We start from the raw sequence: 14,225 nt of genomic DNA on the forward strand, positions 1-14,225 counted from the left end.
TCGGCCGGACGTGAACAGCGCGACCACTCACGGGAAAGGCCGATCGCAGCCGTGCACCTGAAGAGCCTGACGCTGAAGGGGTTCAAGTCCTTCGCCTCGGCCACCACGCTGCGCTTCGAACCCGGCATCACCTGCGTCGTCGGGCCGAACGGGTCCGGCAAGTCCAACGTGCTGGACGCGCTGCGCTGGGTCATGGGCGAGCAGGGGGCCAAGGACCTGCGCGGCGGCAAGATGGAGGACGTGATCTTCGCGGGCACCTCGGGCCGGGCCCCGCTGGGTCGCGCCGAGGTCACGCTGACCATCGACAACTCCGACGGCGCGCTGCCCATCGACTACACCGAGGTCTCCATCACCCGCCGCATGTTCCGCGACGGGGCGAGCGAGTACGAGATCAACGGCAACTCGTGCCGCCTGATGGACGTGCAGGAACTGCTGTCGGACTCGGGCATCGGCCGCGAAATGCACGTCATCGTCGGCCAGGGCCAGCTGGCCTCCATCCTGCAGGCCAAGCCGGAGGAGAACCGCCGGCTCATCGAAGAGGCCGCGGGCGTGCTCAAGCACCGCAAGCGCAAGGAGAAGGCGCTGCGCAAGCTCGACGCCATGCAGGCCAACCTGACCCGGTTGACCGACCTCACCGGCGAACTGCGCCGCCAGCTCAAGCCGCTCGGCAAGCAGGCCGAGATCGCCCGCAAGGCCCAGACCGTGCAGGCCGAGCTGCGCGACGCCCGGTTGCGCCTCATCGCCGACGACCTGGTCACCGCGCGCGCCGAGCTGGCCCGAGACGAGGCCGACCAGGAAGCCGCCCGCGTCAAGCGCGCCGAGGTGGAGCGGGCGCTGCAGTTCGCGCAGTCCGAGGAGAAGGCGCTCGAGGAGCAGGTCGCCGCGGACGCGCCCCGGCTCCACCGCGCCCAGGAGACCTGGTACCGGTTGTCCGCGCTGGAAGAGCGGCTGAACGGCACGCTGCGGCTGGCCGCCGAGCGGCACCGGCACCTGACCGCGCAGACCGAGGAGCAGCGGCCGGGACGCGACCCCGAGCAGCTGGAGGCCGAGGCCGAGGAGGCCGCCGAGCAGGAGGTCGAGCTCCGCGAGCAGCTCGAGGAAGCGCGCGAAGCCCTGCACGAGGTGGTGCAGCGCCGCACCGAGCTGGAGTCGGAGCTCAAGCAGGCCGAGCAGGCGCACATGGCCGCGGTGCGGGCCATCGCCGACCGGCGCGAGGGCGCGGCGCGGCTGTCCGGTCAGGTCGAGTCGCTGCGCAGCAAGGTCAACGACACCTCCGACGAGATCGAGCGGTTGTCCGAGGCGCTGGAGGAGGCCACCGCGCGCGCCGAGGAGGCCGAGCGCGCGCTGGCCGACGCCCAGGAGGAGAGCGGGGACCAGGACTCCGACGACGCGGGCCTGCAGGAGCGCCGCGAAGCGGCCGCCGAGGCCCGCGACGCCGCCCGGGCCCGGGTGGAGGAGCTGGTCAGGGCCGAGCGCGCCGCGGAGCGGGAGATCGCCTCGTGGAAGGCCCGCGTCGAGGCGCTGTCCATGGGCCTGCAGCGCAAGGACGGCACGGGCGCGCTGATGGCCGCCGGCGACCGGGTTCCCGGGCTGCTGGGGTCGGTCGCGGCGCTGCTCACCGTCGAGCCGGGCGCGGAAGCCGCGCTGGCGGCGGCGCTCGGCGCGGTGGCCGACGCGGTCGCGGTGCGCGGGGTGACCGACGCGGTGGCCGCCCTCGAGATGCTGCGCGCCGAGGAAGCCGGCCAGGCGGGACTGCTCATCGGGACCGGAGCGGAGGTCGACCGCTCCGCGTGGCCGCAGCTGCCCGGTTCGGCGCGGTGGGCCGCCGACCTGGTCAGCGCGCCCGACGGGCTGCGCGCCGCGGTGACCCGGGCGCTCGACCGGGTCGCCGTGGTCGCCTCGCTCGACGAGGCGCGAGAGCTCGTGCAGCGCCACCCCGAGGTCCGCGCGGTGACGACCGACGGCGACGTGCTCGGCGCGCACTGGGCGATCGGCGGTTCCGACGACAAGCAGAGCGCCATCGAGGTGCAGGCCGCGGTCGACGAGGCCGAACGCGAACTCGCCGCCGCGCAGCGCCGCGCCGAGCAGCACGCGGCCGCGCTGGAAGGCGCACGGGCGGAGGAGGAGTCGCGCCGCGCCGAGGTCCGCGCCGTCCAGGAGCAGATCAACGAGGCGAAGGTGCAGCGGGCGCGCAGCACCGAACGCCTCTCCAGCCTCGAGCGCGCGGCCCGCTCGGCCAGGGCCGAGGTCGACCGCGTGCGCCAGCAGCGCGCGAAGGTCGAGCAGACCCGCGAGCAGTCGCTGGCCAAGCTCGCCGAGCTCGAGGAGCGGCTGCGCGTCGTCGAGTCCGAGCAGGAGGAGGCCGCCGAGCCCGACACCGAGGAGCGCGACCGGCTCAGCGCCGAGCTCACCGCCGTGCGGCAGCAGGAGATGGACGCCCGCCTCGCCCAGCGCACCGCCGAGGAGCGCGCCCGCGCGGTGCAGGGGCGCGCGGACCAGCTGCGCCGCGCCGCGCGGCACGAGCGCGAAGCGCGGGCCCGCGCGGAAGCCGCGCGCAAGGCCCGGGCGCGCGCGGCGCGCGTGACGCAGGCCGTGGTCGAGGGCTGCGAGACCGCGCTGGAGCGCATCGCCCGGTCCCTGCGCGCCGCGACCGAGGAGCGGGACGTCGCGCAGGCCAAGCAGAGCGAGCACGAGCAGGCGCTCGGCGCGGTCCGGGCGCGGGTGCGCGAGCTCAGCGGCGAGCTGGAGAAGCTCACCGACGCGGTGCACCGCGACGAGGTCGTGCGCGCCGAGCAGCGGCTGCGGATCGAGCAGCTCGAGACCAAGATCATCGAGGACTTCGGGATCGGCCTGGACGACCTGGTCGACGAGTACGGGCCCACCGTGCCGATCCCGCCCGGCCCGGCCGAGGTGGCCGAGTACGAGGCGGCGAAGGAGCGCGGTGAGGACGTCAGCCCGCCGCCGCCGGTGCCGTTCGACCGCGCCGCGCAGGAGCGCCGGGCCAAGCGCGCGGAGAAGGACCTCTCCCTGCTGGGCAAGGTGAACCCGCTGGCGCTGGAGGAGTTCGCCGCGCTGGAGGAGCGGTACAAGTTCCTGTCCACGCAGCTGGAGGACCTCAAGGACAGCCGCCGCGACCTGCTCAGCGTCGTCAAGGAGGTGGACGAGAAGATCCTCGAGGTCTTCTCCTCGGCCTTCGAGGACGTGGCGCAGGAGTTCCAGACCGTCTTCAAGGTGCTGTTCCCGGGCGGCGAGGGGCGGCTGACGCTCACCGACCCCGAGGACATGCTCACCACCGGTGTCGAGGTGGAGGCGCGGCCGCCGGGCAAGAAGGTCAAGCGGCTGTCGCTGCTGTCCGGTGGCGAGAAGTCGCTGACCGCGGTGGCCATGCTGGTGGCCATCTTCCGCGCCCGCCCCTCGCCGTTCTACGTGATGGACGAGGTCGAGGCGGCGCTGGACGACACCAACCTGCGCCGGCTGATCACGCTGCTCGACCAGCTGCGCACCACCTCGCAGCTGATCATCATCACGCACCAGAAGCCGACCATGGAGATCGCCGACGCGCTCTACGGCGTGACGATGCGCGGCGACGGCATCACGCAGGTCATCTCGCAGCGCCTGCGCGGCGAGGCGGAGAAGGCCAAGGAGCCGGACGCGCCCGCCGAGGGCGACGTCGCCTCGGTCCTGGACTGAGCACCACGCCGGTCAGCCCGTGACGCCGAGGGCGTACCCGACGCCGAAGGCGATCAGGGCGGACACCGCCGCGGTGCCGATCACCAGCGGCCAGCCGGGGCGCTGCACGGCCCGCGGCGCGGGGGCGGCCCGGTGCCGCGCAGGGCGGTGCGGCAGCTCCGGGCGTGCCAGCTCGGCGCGGCACCGCTCGCACTCCGCCACGTGCGTGCGCACCAGGAGCCAGTCCACGTCGTCCAGCGCCCCCACCGAGTACGCGCCGAGCTTGGCCTGGAACTCCGCGTGATCGTCCTCCTGCACCACCGACCCCCGTCCCCAGTGCGTCCGTGTGGTCCATCGTCGCAGCGGGGCCGCCGCTGAAGGGGTGGGACGGTCGGTTCCGGTCCGAATCTCGCGTGCGGGAGGATGTGCGGCGGACCGGCACCGAGCGCGGCGTCCACCGGAGAGCAGGAGGAGACCATGACCAATCCCTACGGCCCGCCGCCAGGCCAGCAGCCCTACCCGCAGCAGGGGTACCCGCAGCAGGGCTTCCCGCAGTCCGGCCCGGTGCCGGCGCCGCAGCCGATGCCCCCGCAGGGATACCCGCAGTCCGGCCCGATGCCGGCCGCGCCGCAGGGCTACCCGCAGCAGGGCGGCTACCCGCAGCAGGGCATGCCGCCGGCGCCGCAGCCGATGGCGCCGCCCCCGCCCGGCATGGGGCGCGTGCTCATCGACTGCTCCTACCACTGGCTGGCCTTCGTCCTGGCGCTGTTCAAGCCGCAGGTCACCATCAACGGCCAGCCCGGCCCGTACCTGCAGTGGGGCAAGACCCCCATCGACCTGCCGCCCGGCCAGCACCAGGTGCAGGTGCACGTGAACTACCTGTGGAAGATGGGCACCGCGACCGCGGTCGTCCCGGTCGGTGTGGGCCAGCAGGTCGACGTCTTCTACAAGGCGCCGCTCATCGCGTTCGTCGACGGCGCGATCGGCCCGACCCCGCAGGACCCGCCCGGGCTCGGCCTGACCATCGGCATCTACGCGGGCTCGTTCGGCTTCGTCCTGCTGATGATCATCCTGACGCTGGCCCTCTGACCCGCGGAGCTCACGGCGTGTCGGCGTGCTCGGCCGGCGACTCGACGGTGGGGCGGCTGTGCCGCAGCGACAGCAGGCCGCCCACCACCAGCGTCACGAGCACGCCCAGCGGGGTGTACCAGGGGAACGCCAGGGCCGCCTCGCCGCCCTCGCCGTCCGGGAACTGCACCCCGAAGACGAACACCAGCACCACCGCGATCGTCGCCCAGAACGCGATCTTCGCGTCGGTCTGCCGGGCCCGCTTGACCAGCAGCCCCAGCAGGAACGCGCCGAGCAGCGCGCCGTAGGTGTAGCTGGCGATGCTCAGCCCGACCTCCACCACCGGGTTGTCGGTGCTGCTGAACAGCGACGCGAACACCACGAACACCACGGCCCACACCAGCGTCCAGAGCTTGCCCATCCGCAGCACGGCCGCGTCGTCGAGCTTGGGCTTGGCGAAGCGCTGGGCCAGGTCGCTGACGGTCGAGGTGGACAGCGAGTTCAGCGACGAGGCCAGGGTGCTCATCGCGGCGGCCAGGATGCCCGCGATGAGCAGCCCGGACAGCCCGGGCGGCAGGTGGTCGACGATGAACGTCGGGAACAGCTCGTCGTTGCTGGCCATGCCCATCTCGCTCGGCGAGGCGCCCTGGAAGAACGCCCACAGCATGGAGCCGATCAGCAGGAACAGCGCGAACTGCAGGGCCACCACGACACCGCTGGCGATCAGCGCCTTCTGGCTGTCGCGGACGTTCCGGCAGGCCAGCAGGCGCTGCACCATGAGCTGGTCGGCGCCGTGCGAGGCCATCGCGAACACCGCGCCGCCGACGACCGCGGTCACGAAGGCGTACTGGTCGGTGACGATCGACGAGGTGAAGTCGAGCAGCTCGAACTTGCCCGCGTCCAGCGCGGTGCTGAACCAGTCCGCAGGCAGCTGCCCGGCCAGCACCACGGCGGCCACGATCGCGCCGCCGACGTAGACGCCCATCTGGATCGCGTCGACCCACACCACGGCCTTGATCCCGCCGAGGTAGGTGTAGACCACCGTCAGCACCGCTAGGACCAGCACGATCTGCCAGTACGCCAGGTCCACGCCGAACGCCGCCAGCACCACCTTCACCGGGATCGCGGTGGCGAACAGCCGCAGGCCGTCGGCCAGCAGCCGGGTGATCAGGAACGTCACCGAGGCGGTGCCCTGCAGCCCGGCGCCGAACCGCTGGCCGAGGAACTCGTAGGCGCTGACCAGGTTCCCGGCGAAGTACTTCGGCAGCAGCACGAAGGCCACCACGATCCGGCCGATCAGGTAGCCGATCGCCAGCTGCAGGTAGGTGAAGCTGCCGAGGTAGGCCACCGTCGGCACGCTGATCACCGTCAGCGTCGAGGTCTCGGTGGCGACCACCGAGAAGCACACCGCCCACCAGGGCAGCTGCCTGCTGCCGACGAAGTAGTCCTCGGAGCTCTTCTGCCGGCCGCTCAGCAGCAGCCCGAGCACTGGCATGGCGACCAGGTACAGGCCGATCACGGCCAGGTCGAGCGATCGCATGCTGCCTCCTACGCGGTGTCACCGGGCTGCACGCGCAGCCGGGTCGGCTGGTCGACGACCGGGGCCGGCATCCGCAGCGGCCCGGCTCCAGGTGTGATGCTGCCCAACAACCGGGGACCGGCGGCCCCCGTGGTGCCCGGCGTGTTGCCGGAAGCCCCGTGCCAGGTGAGGAAGCCGAGCAGCGCGGTGAGCAGTGCTTCCTTGCTGTCGGCCGGCAACCCCAGCTCGTCGCTGACGAGCACCGGAACGTCCAGTTGGCGGCGCAGCGTAGCGAGCAGCACCGGATTCCGCACCCCCCCGCCGGAGGCGATGACGCGGACGGCCCCCTCCGCGCGGCAGGCGTCGGCGACGGTGCGCGCGGTCAGCTCGGTCAGGGTGGCGAGCAGGTCGGCGTCGGCGACGTCGCCGCCCACCCGCTCCAGCGCCCGGTCCAGGTAGGCGGCGTTGAACCGCTCCTTGCCGGTCGACTTCGGCGGGGGCAGGCGGTAGTAGGCGTCGTCGAGCAGGACCTCCAGCAGGTCGGTGCGCACGGTGCCGCGCGCGGCGAGCGCGCCGTCGGTGTCCTGCGGGTGCCCGGTGACGCGGGCGGCGGCGAGGTCGATGAGCGCGTTGCCCGGGCCGGTGTCGTAGGCCAGCGGGCGGTCGCCGCCGACCACGGTGATGTTGGCGATGCCGCCGATGTTCAGCGCGACGCCGGGCCCCGGCTCGTCGGCCAGCCACAGCGCGTCCAGCACGCCCGCCAGCGGTGCGCCGTGCCCGCCCGCGGCGACGTCGCGGGCGCGCAGGTCTGAGACCACGGGCAGCCCGGTGGCCTCGGCGATCCACGCGGGTTGCCCGATCTGCAGGGTGCCGCGGGCCCGGTCGTCCTCGACCCAGTGGTAGAGCGTCTGGCCCAGCGAGGCGACGAGGTCCGCGCGGCCGTCCGCCAGCTCCACCCCGCGTTGCGCCGCGGCGGCGAAGTGCTGGCCGACGAGCGTGTCCAGGCGGCACAGCTCCGCGGCGCTGCACTCGCCGGGCGGCAGCGCCGCCAGCAGGGCGCGGTGCAGGTCGGGCGGGTAGGCGAGGGTGGTGCTGCCGAGCGGCCGGAGCTCGAGGACGTCACCGTCCAGGCGCAGGTCGGCCGCGGCCACGTCGACGCCGTCCATCGACGTGCCGGAGAGGAGCCCGAGCACCCGCCACCAGTTCACGCCAGTGGTCTATTCCACAGTCGGTGTCGAACGCAAGCATCGAGAGCGCCTTTGTTGGAAATTTGCTCACTACATCGCTCCAGTGCCACGGGTGGAACCCGCCCGGCGCCTCCGGGGCGCGTGCCAGCACCGGAACGACCAGGTGGGAGGATGGGCGGGTGACGACCTCTACCCTGATTGTGATCATCGTCGCCGTGGTGCTGGTGCTGGCGGTCGCCGTGACCGCCGGCCTGGTCCTGAACCGCCGGCGCCGGATCAGCCTGAGCGAGCGGGAGGACACCGCCGGGCCGACCGAGGCCGTCAAGGGCGGTGGCTACCGTGCGGGCGGCGGCATCAGCCTCTCCAGCGGTGGCTCCACCACGGTCGCCCCGCCGGAACACCCCGCGGGCGAGCGCACCGAGGTGGAGGGCCAGCCGGGTGTCGGTGACGACGCGGCGGTGCCGCGGGACTCCGAGCGCCGCGGCATCGTCGACGTCCCGCTCCCGGACGGGACCACCACGACGGCGGACAGCCCGGCGGACGGGTCGACCGCGACGGCGGAGACCCCGACCACGACGGACGGTCCGACGACCACGACGGACACCGGTCCGACCACGGTGGACGAGCCCCCGGCGCAGACCGAGGCCCCCGCGGCCCCGGCCGAGCCCGAGGTGCCGGCGCAGGAGCGCGTCGAGCCGGTGCCCGAGCCGACCCCGGCGGAGCCGGGAGCGGTCGAGGAGGTCGAGGAGATCGAGCCGACGGCGGGCCGCTTGGAGCGGCTGCGCGGTCGCCTGTCCCGGTCGCGCTCGACCTTCGGCCAGGGCCTGCTCGGCCTGCTGGGCGCGGGGGACCTCGACGAGGACTCCTGGGAGGAGATCGAGGACACCCTGCTCATGGCCGACCTGGGCGCGGCCACCACGACCGAGATCACCGACCGCCTCCGCACCGAGATCGCCTCGCGCGGCGTCCGCACCCCGGAGCAGGCGCGCGCGCTGCTCCGCGAGGTGCTGGTGGACGCGCTCGGCCCGGACATGGAGCGCGCGGTGCGGGCGCTGCCGCACGGCGACCCGGCCAACGGCGGCAAGCCCGCCGTGGTGCTCGTCGTCGGCGTCAACGGCACCGGCAAGACCACGACCACCGGCAAGCTGGCCCGGGTCCTGGTCGCCGACGGCCGGACCGTCCTGCTCGGCGCGGCCGACACGTTCCGCGCGGCCGCGGTCGAGCAGCTGGCCACCTGGGGCAACCGGGTGGGTGCCGAGGTCGTCCGCGGCAAGGAGGGCGCGGACCCGGCGAGCGTGGCGTTCGAGGCGGTCAGCCGCGGCACGGACACGGCGGTGGACGCGGTGCTGGTGGACACCGCCGGCCGCCTGCACACCAAGACCGGCTTGATGGACGAACTGGGCAAGGTCAAGCGGGTCGTGGACAAGAAGGCCCAGGTGGACGAGGTCCTGCTGGTCCTCGACGCCACGACCGGCCAGAACGGGCTCACCCAGGCGCGCGTCTTCTCCGAGGTGGTGGACGTGACGGGCATCGTGCTGACCAAGCTCGACGGCACCGCCAAGGGCGGCATCGTCTTCCAGGTCCAGCGCGAGCTCGGTGTCCCGGTGAAGCTGGTCGGCCTCGGCGAGGGCCCGGACGACCTCGCGCCGTTCGAGCCGGAGGCGTTCGTGGACGCCCTGCTCGACTGACACCCCTGCGGCACGGCCCCCGCGTCCCGCGCGGGGGCCGTCTGCTGTCCGGACGCGATCTCACCCTGCGGAAGAGATTTGTCTGACGACTGACGTTTCGCGTACGGTCGCGCCGGAGGTGTGCGGATGCGGGTGGTCAGACGGCGGTCTTCCGTCGACGAGGTCATCGCGGCGCTCAACGAGCAGCTGGCGAACGGGACGTGGGCGCCGGGGGAGCGGATCCCCACCGAGCAGGAGCTGGTCGCCGAGCTCGGGGTGAGCCGGGCCGTCGTCCGGGAGGCCGTGCGCGCCCTGGTGCAGCTCGGCTGCCTGGAGGCGCGGCAGGGCGCCGGCACCTTCGTGGTCTCCGCCGCCGACCCTTCGCCGATGCTGCGGCAGCTGCGGCGGGCCGAGCTGCGGGACGTCTTCGAGGTGCAGCTCGCCCACGACGTGCAGGCCGCGCGGCTGGCGGCGCAGCGGCGCGACGACGCCGACGTCGAGCGGCTGCGCGCGCTGCTGGACCGGCGCGACCGCGCCGCGTCGCCGGAGGAGTTCGGTGCCGCCGACGTCGCGTTCCACTCCGCGGTGGTCGACGCGGCGCGCAACCCGCTGCTCACCGAGATGTACCGCTACTTCAGTGAACGCTTGCGGGAGAGCCTGGTGGCGCTGCGCGCCGACAGCGCCCTGCAGGAGGGCGGTCCGCAGGCCCACCACGCGCTGTTCGAGGCGATCGCCGCCCGGGACGCCGAGGCCGCGGCGGCAGCCGCCCACGCCGTCATCGAACCGTGCCTGACGTCGCTGCGCGACGTCGCCGGCGAAGGGGGGACCGCGTCGTGAGCACCGGAGCCCAACGGTCGCGCACCGCGGTGGCCACCCTCGTGCTGATCGTGCTCGTGGCGCTGGCGCTGCGGCCGCCGTTCACCGCGGTGGCCCCGCTGCTGGAGCGGATCCAGCAGGACCTCGGGGTGTCCACCACCTTCGGCGGGGTGCTGACCACGTTGCCGGTGGTGTGCCTGGGGGCGTTCGCCTTCGTCGCGCCGGTGCTGCGGCAGCGGTTCGGCGACGAGGAGGTGGTCGTCGGCTGCCTGGTCGTGCTGCTGGTCGGCAACCTGCTGCGGGCCGTGGGGACCACGTGGGCGCTGCTGACCGGCACGGTCGTGGTCGGCGCCGGGATCGCCGTGGCGAACGTCGCGCTGCCGGGCCTGATCAAGCGCGACTTCCCGGACCGCATCCCGGCGGTCACCGCGGCCTACACCATGTGCCTGACGCTGGGCGGCGCGTTCGCGGCCAGCGTCGTGGTGCCGATCAGCGCCGCGGTGGGCTCGCCGTGGCGGGCCCCGCTCGGGCTGCTCGCGGTCCCGGTGCTGCTGGCCCTGGTGATCAGCGCCTTCGTGCTGCGCCGCGGCTCCAGCACGCCGCCCCCGCCGGCGCGGCCCGGGGTGCTGTGGGGCAACGCGCTGGCCTGGCAGGTGACCGCGTTCATGGGCCTGCAGTCGGCGATGGCCTACGTCGTGTTCGGCTGGCTGCCGACCATGCTGCAGGGCCGGGGGATGAGCGCCGAGCTGGCCGGGCTGGCGCTGGGCGTCCAGGCGGCGGTGCAGGCCGCCGGGTCGCTCGCGGTCCCGGTGCTGTGCCGCCGGTTCCGCGACCAGCGGCCGGTCTCCACCGTGCTCGGGGTGTGCATCGCGCTCGGGTTCGCCGGGGTCCTGGCCGGTCCGGTGGCCGGGGTGTGGCCCGCGGTGGTGCTGCTCGGCGTCGCGCAGGGTGCGGCCTTCGGCCTGGCGCTGACGGTGATCGGGCTGCGGTCGCCGGACAGCGACACCGCCGCCGCGCTGTCCGGGATGGCGCAGGGCTGCGGCTACCTCATCGCCGCGGCCGGTCCGCTGCTCATCGGGCTGCTGCACGACCTGGCGGGCGGCTGGACCGCTCCGCTGGTGCTGCTCATGGCCTGCTGCGCCGCCTGGCTGGTCGCCGGGTGGCTGGCCTGCCGCCAGCGCCTCGTGCCCTCGGTGCACCGCGACGCACAACGCGTCCGTGACACGCGGTGAGCGTGATTTCACAGCACTGAAACAACGGGACGGGGCGCGTGAAACACGCATTCCCCATGATGCGGCGCAACTCGGTCCGCACGGGGAGGCGATGTGAACTCAGGCGACACCGCGTGGGTGCTCGTGAGCGCGGCTCTGGTCCTGCTCATGACCCCAGGTTTGGCGTTCTTCTACGGTGGCATGGTGCGCTCCCGCGGCGTGCTCAACATGCTGATGATGAGCCTCGGCAGCATCGGTGTGGTGGGCGTGCTGTGGGTGCTCGTCGGCTACTCCACGGCGTTCGGTTCTGACGTCGGCGGCGTCGGCCTGCTCGGTGACCCCACCGAGTTCTTCGGGCTGAGCTCGCTGCTGGGCGAGGACCAGCTCTCCGACTCGATCCCCACCATGGCGTTCGTCGGCTTCCAGGCGATGTTCGCGATCCTCACGGTCGCCCTGGTCTCGGGCGCGATCGCCGACCGGGCCCGCTTCGGCCCGTGGCTGCTGTTCGCCGCGCTGTGGGCGGTGGTGGTGTACTTCCCGGTCGCGCACTGGGTGTTCGCGTTCGACTCCACCGACGACGCGGGCACCGTGACGGCGGTCGGCGGCTGGATCGCCAACCGGATCGCCGCGATCGACTTCGCCGGTGGCACCGCGGTGCACATCAACGCCGGTGCCGCCGCGCTGGCGCTGGCGCTGGTGCTGGGCAAGCGCACCGGCTGGCCGAAGGACCCGGGCAAGCCGCACAACCTGCCGTTCGTGGTGCTCGGCGCGGGTCTGCTGTGGTTCGGCTGGTTCGGGTTCAACGCCGGTTCGGCGCTGGCCGCCGACACCACGGCCGCGGTGGTGCTGGTCAACACCCTGGTCGCCACCTCCGCGGCGATGCTCGGCTGGCTGCTGGTGGAGCGCATCCGCGACGGCCACGCCACCACCCTCGGTGCCGCGTCGGGCATCGTCGCCGGGCTGGTCGCGATCACCCCGGCCTGCTCCTCGGTGACCCCGCTGGGCGCGATCGCGGTCGGCGCCATCACCGGCGCGGTCTGCGCGCTGTCGGTGAGCCTCAAGTTCCGGTTCGGCTACGACGACTCGCTCGACGTCGTCGGTGTGCACCTGGTCGGTGGCCTGATGGGCACCCTGCTGGTCGGCCTGTTCGCGTCCGCGTCCGCCCCGGCCGGGGTCGACGGCCTGTTCTACGGCGGCGGGCTGGACCAGCTGTGGCGGCAGGCTGTCGGCGCGGTCGCGGTGCTGGTGTACTCCTTCGTGCTGAGCCTGGTGCTGGCGCTGCTGGTCAAGGCGGTCGTCGGGTTCCGGCTCGGTGAGGAGGACGAAGCCGTGGGCATCGACGAGACCGAGCACGCCGAGGCCGCCTACCACTTCAGCGACAGCGGCTCCGCGCGCCGCGCCCCGGTCGCGGCCGACGACGTGGAACGCGAACTGGAGGGCAGCCGCGCATGAAGCTGGTGACCGCGATCGTGCAACCGTCCAAGCTGGACGACCTCAAGGACGAGCTGGGCCGGCTCGGGGTGCTGGGCATGACGGTCAGCCAGGCGCAGGGCTACGGCAGGCAGAAGGGCCGCACCGAGGTCTACCGGGGCGCCGAGTACCCGGTGGACTTCGTGGCGAAGCTGCGCGTCGAAGTGCTGGTCGACGAGAGCGCCGTGGACGAGGTGGTGGACGGCGTCGTGCGTGCCGTCCGCACCGGCCAGGTCGGCGACGGCAAGGTGTGGGTCACGGCGGTGGACACGGTGGTCCGGGTCCGCACCGGTGAGACCGGCCCCGAAGCGATCTAGCGCACGACACGGCACGCAGGGCGCTCCCGACCGCCGAGGTCGGGGGCGCCCTGCGTCGTTCCCCGAGTGGTTCGACGCACCCGCGCGCGGGGCGAGGTGAGTAGCACTACGCAGCCGAACTCAGGGGGCTTCACGGTCTCGCCGCGACCCGCCCGCACGGCACACTTCTCAGTGCGACGGGCCATCAGGGGGGATCCGGAGGGGGCACCCGCCCGCACTGGGGGTCGGGCGGGTGGTTCCGGGCCTGGCAGTCGCACCGAGGGGGGAACCCGCTCGGGTGGGAGGGGAAGGGCCATCCGAGCGGATCGGAAGTGCACCAGGGGGAGTGCGGGAGGCGGCTCGACGGGGGGAGCGAGCCGCCTCCCGCACGTGCGGCCGGACCCACCGGCCAAGATCGTCCACCGCGTAACCTGGTCCTCGTCGTGGACGGACAGGACTCCTCACCAGTGGCCGCACACCCCCCGCCGACCGTGCGCGTCGGCCGACGGTCCCTCGTCGTCCTCGCCGGGCTCCCCGGCGCGGGGAAGAGCACCGCGCTCGGCAAGATCCGCGCGGACGCCGGCATCTCGACGTTGGACTCCGAGCAGGTCCGCGCGTGCCTGCGCGCGCTGCTGCCCGCGCGCCTGCCCTACCGCTGCTACCGGCCGCTGGTGCACCTGGCGCACCGGACCCGCATCGCGTGGTGGTGCCTGACCGCCTCCGGCCCGGTCGTCGCGCACGAGCCCGCCACCCGCGCCACCACCCGCGCCCTGCTGGTGGCGTTCGGCTGGGTGAGCGGACGCCGGTGCGTGCTCGTGTGGCTGCACGCCGACCCGCGCGACGCCCTGGCCGGGCAGCACCAGCGAGGCCGGCTCATCCGCAGCGGGTCGTTCCGGCGGCACGTGCAGCGGGCGGAGCGGATGCGCCTGCGGCTGCGCGGCGGTGCCACCCCGCGCGGCTGGCAGCAGGTGCACCTGCTCACCCGCGACGAGGTCGCGTCCGGGATCCGCCTGGACGTGCGGGGGTGACGTGCGTCCCGTTGGGCCGGGGCGGCGCGGCGGGCGCGGACCTCGATCGCTAAGCTCGTCAGTTGGTGCAGCGGCCAGGACGTCGCCGCACCTGGCTGAGAATCATCGAGCTGCGGGTCACTGGCAACAGGGTGTGGGTCCAGAAGAGCGCGCGGTTCGACGAGCGCAAGCGGCAGCCCCGTGGTCGCGCGGACCACCGCGCCGACCCCTCCAGCCCGTACCTGGCGGGCAGCACCGGGCCGTTTCCGCGATCCATCAGCCCCCTTCGACCCACCTAGGAGACCCGCTACCAGC

The 14,225-nt window shown here is 73.6% G+C and carries 11 protein-coding genes; 8 read left to right on the forward strand and 3 right to left on the reverse strand.

Annotated elements, in window-relative coordinates; genetic code table 11:
* The first annotated feature begins 51 nt into the window (after window positions 1–51).
* Complete coding sequence (gene smc, locus HNR68_RS08950) at window positions 52–3,690, forward strand: chromosome segregation protein SMC (protein ID WP_179719434.1); 3,639 nt, start codon at window positions 52–54, stop codon at window positions 3,688–3,690.
* Between the two features lie 12 nt (window positions 3,691–3,702).
* Here smc and HNR68_RS08955 read toward each other — a convergent pair whose 3' ends face one another.
* A complete protein-coding gene (locus tag HNR68_RS08955; RefSeq protein ID WP_179719436.1) occupies window positions 3,703–3,987 on the reverse strand; it encodes a hypothetical protein in 285 nt (94 codons plus the stop codon).
* A 159-nt stretch (window positions 3,988–4,146) separates the two neighbouring features.
* On the opposite strand from HNR68_RS08955, the gene HNR68_RS08960 reads away from it, so the two are divergent.
* The gene (locus HNR68_RS08960) at window positions 4,147–4,758 is read left to right on the forward strand and encodes a hypothetical protein (protein ID WP_179719438.1); all 612 of its coding nucleotides are present in this window, start codon (window positions 4,147–4,149) and stop codon (window positions 4,756–4,758) included.
* Window positions 4,759–4,768: 10 nt separating this feature from the next.
* On the opposite strand, the gene HNR68_RS08965 is transcribed toward HNR68_RS08960, so the two are convergent.
* Together HNR68_RS08965 and HNR68_RS08970 are read right to left on the reverse strand one after the other, a co-directional pair.
* The gene (locus tag HNR68_RS08965; RefSeq protein ID WP_179719440.1) at window positions 4,769–6,277 is read right to left on the reverse strand and encodes a sodium:solute symporter; all 1,509 of its coding nucleotides are present in this window, start codon (window positions 6,275–6,277) and stop codon (window positions 4,769–4,771) included.
* An 8-nt stretch (window positions 6,278–6,285) separates the two neighbouring features.
* A complete protein-coding gene (locus tag HNR68_RS08970; RefSeq protein ID WP_343050013.1) occupies window positions 6,286–7,464 on the reverse strand; it encodes an anhydro-N-acetylmuramic acid kinase in 1,179 nt (392 codons plus the stop codon).
* 158 nt (window positions 7,465–7,622) lie between these two features.
* Here HNR68_RS08970 and ftsY point away from each other — a divergent pair, with 158 nt between their 5' ends.
* The 6 genes from ftsY to HNR68_RS09000 all read left to right on the forward strand — a co-directional run bounded on the left by ftsY (window position 7,623) and on the right by HNR68_RS09000 (window position 13,931).
* The gene (gene ftsY / locus HNR68_RS08975) at window positions 7,623–9,131 is read left to right on the forward strand and encodes a signal recognition particle-docking protein FtsY (protein WP_179719441.1); all 1,509 of its coding nucleotides are present in this window, start codon (window positions 7,623–7,625) and stop codon (window positions 9,129–9,131) included.
* 126 nt (window positions 9,132–9,257) lie between these two features.
* On the forward strand, window positions 9,258–9,947 hold the full coding sequence (locus HNR68_RS08980) for a FadR/GntR family transcriptional regulator (protein WP_179719443.1): 690 nt from the start codon (window positions 9,258–9,260) through the stop codon (window positions 9,945–9,947).
* Window positions 9,944–11,158 carry a CynX/NimT family MFS transporter gene (locus HNR68_RS08985; protein ID WP_343050014.1) on the forward strand — a complete coding sequence of 405 codons (1,215 nt, stop codon included), beginning with the start codon at window positions 9,944–9,946 and terminating at the stop codon, window positions 11,156–11,158. Before HNR68_RS08980 ends, HNR68_RS08985 begins: the two co-directional genes overlap by 4 nt.
* 93 nt (window positions 11,159–11,251) lie before the next feature.
* On the forward strand, window positions 11,252–12,589 hold the full coding sequence (locus HNR68_RS08990) for an ammonium transporter (RefSeq protein WP_179719445.1): 1,338 nt from the start codon (window positions 11,252–11,254) through the stop codon (window positions 12,587–12,589).
* Entirely contained in the window at window positions 12,586–12,924 is a 339-nt protein-coding gene (locus HNR68_RS08995) for a P-II family nitrogen regulator (protein ID WP_179719447.1), read from the forward strand. Before HNR68_RS08990 ends, HNR68_RS08995 begins: the two co-directional genes overlap by 4 nt.
* Before the next feature lie 446 nt (window positions 12,925–13,370).
* A complete protein-coding gene (locus tag HNR68_RS09000; protein WP_343050015.1) occupies window positions 13,371–13,931 on the forward strand; it encodes an AAA family ATPase in 561 nt (186 codons plus the stop codon).
* Window positions 13,932–14,225: the final 294 nt, after the last annotated feature.

Source organism: Saccharopolyspora hordei, assembly GCF_013410345.1.
GTDB classification, from domain to species: Bacteria; Actinomycetota; Actinomycetes; order Mycobacteriales; family Pseudonocardiaceae; genus Saccharopolyspora; species Saccharopolyspora hordei.

Excerpts from the sequence above, each read along its gene's own strand:
- HNR68_RS08960 (WP_179719438.1), top strand. The coding sequence starts at position 4,147 with ATGACCAATCCCTACGGCCCGCCGCCAGGCCAGCAGCCCTACCCGCAG.
- HNR68_RS08965 (WP_179719440.1), bottom strand. The coding sequence starts at position 6,277 with ATGCGATCGCTCGACCTGGCCGTGATCGGCCTGTACCTGGTCGCCATG.
- HNR68_RS08980 (WP_179719443.1), top strand. The coding sequence starts at position 9,258 with ATGCGGGTGGTCAGACGGCGGTCTTCCGTCGACGAGGTCATCGCGGCG.
- HNR68_RS08995 (WP_179719447.1), top strand. The coding sequence starts at position 12,586 with ATGAAGCTGGTGACCGCGATCGTGCAACCGTCCAAGCTGGACGACCTC.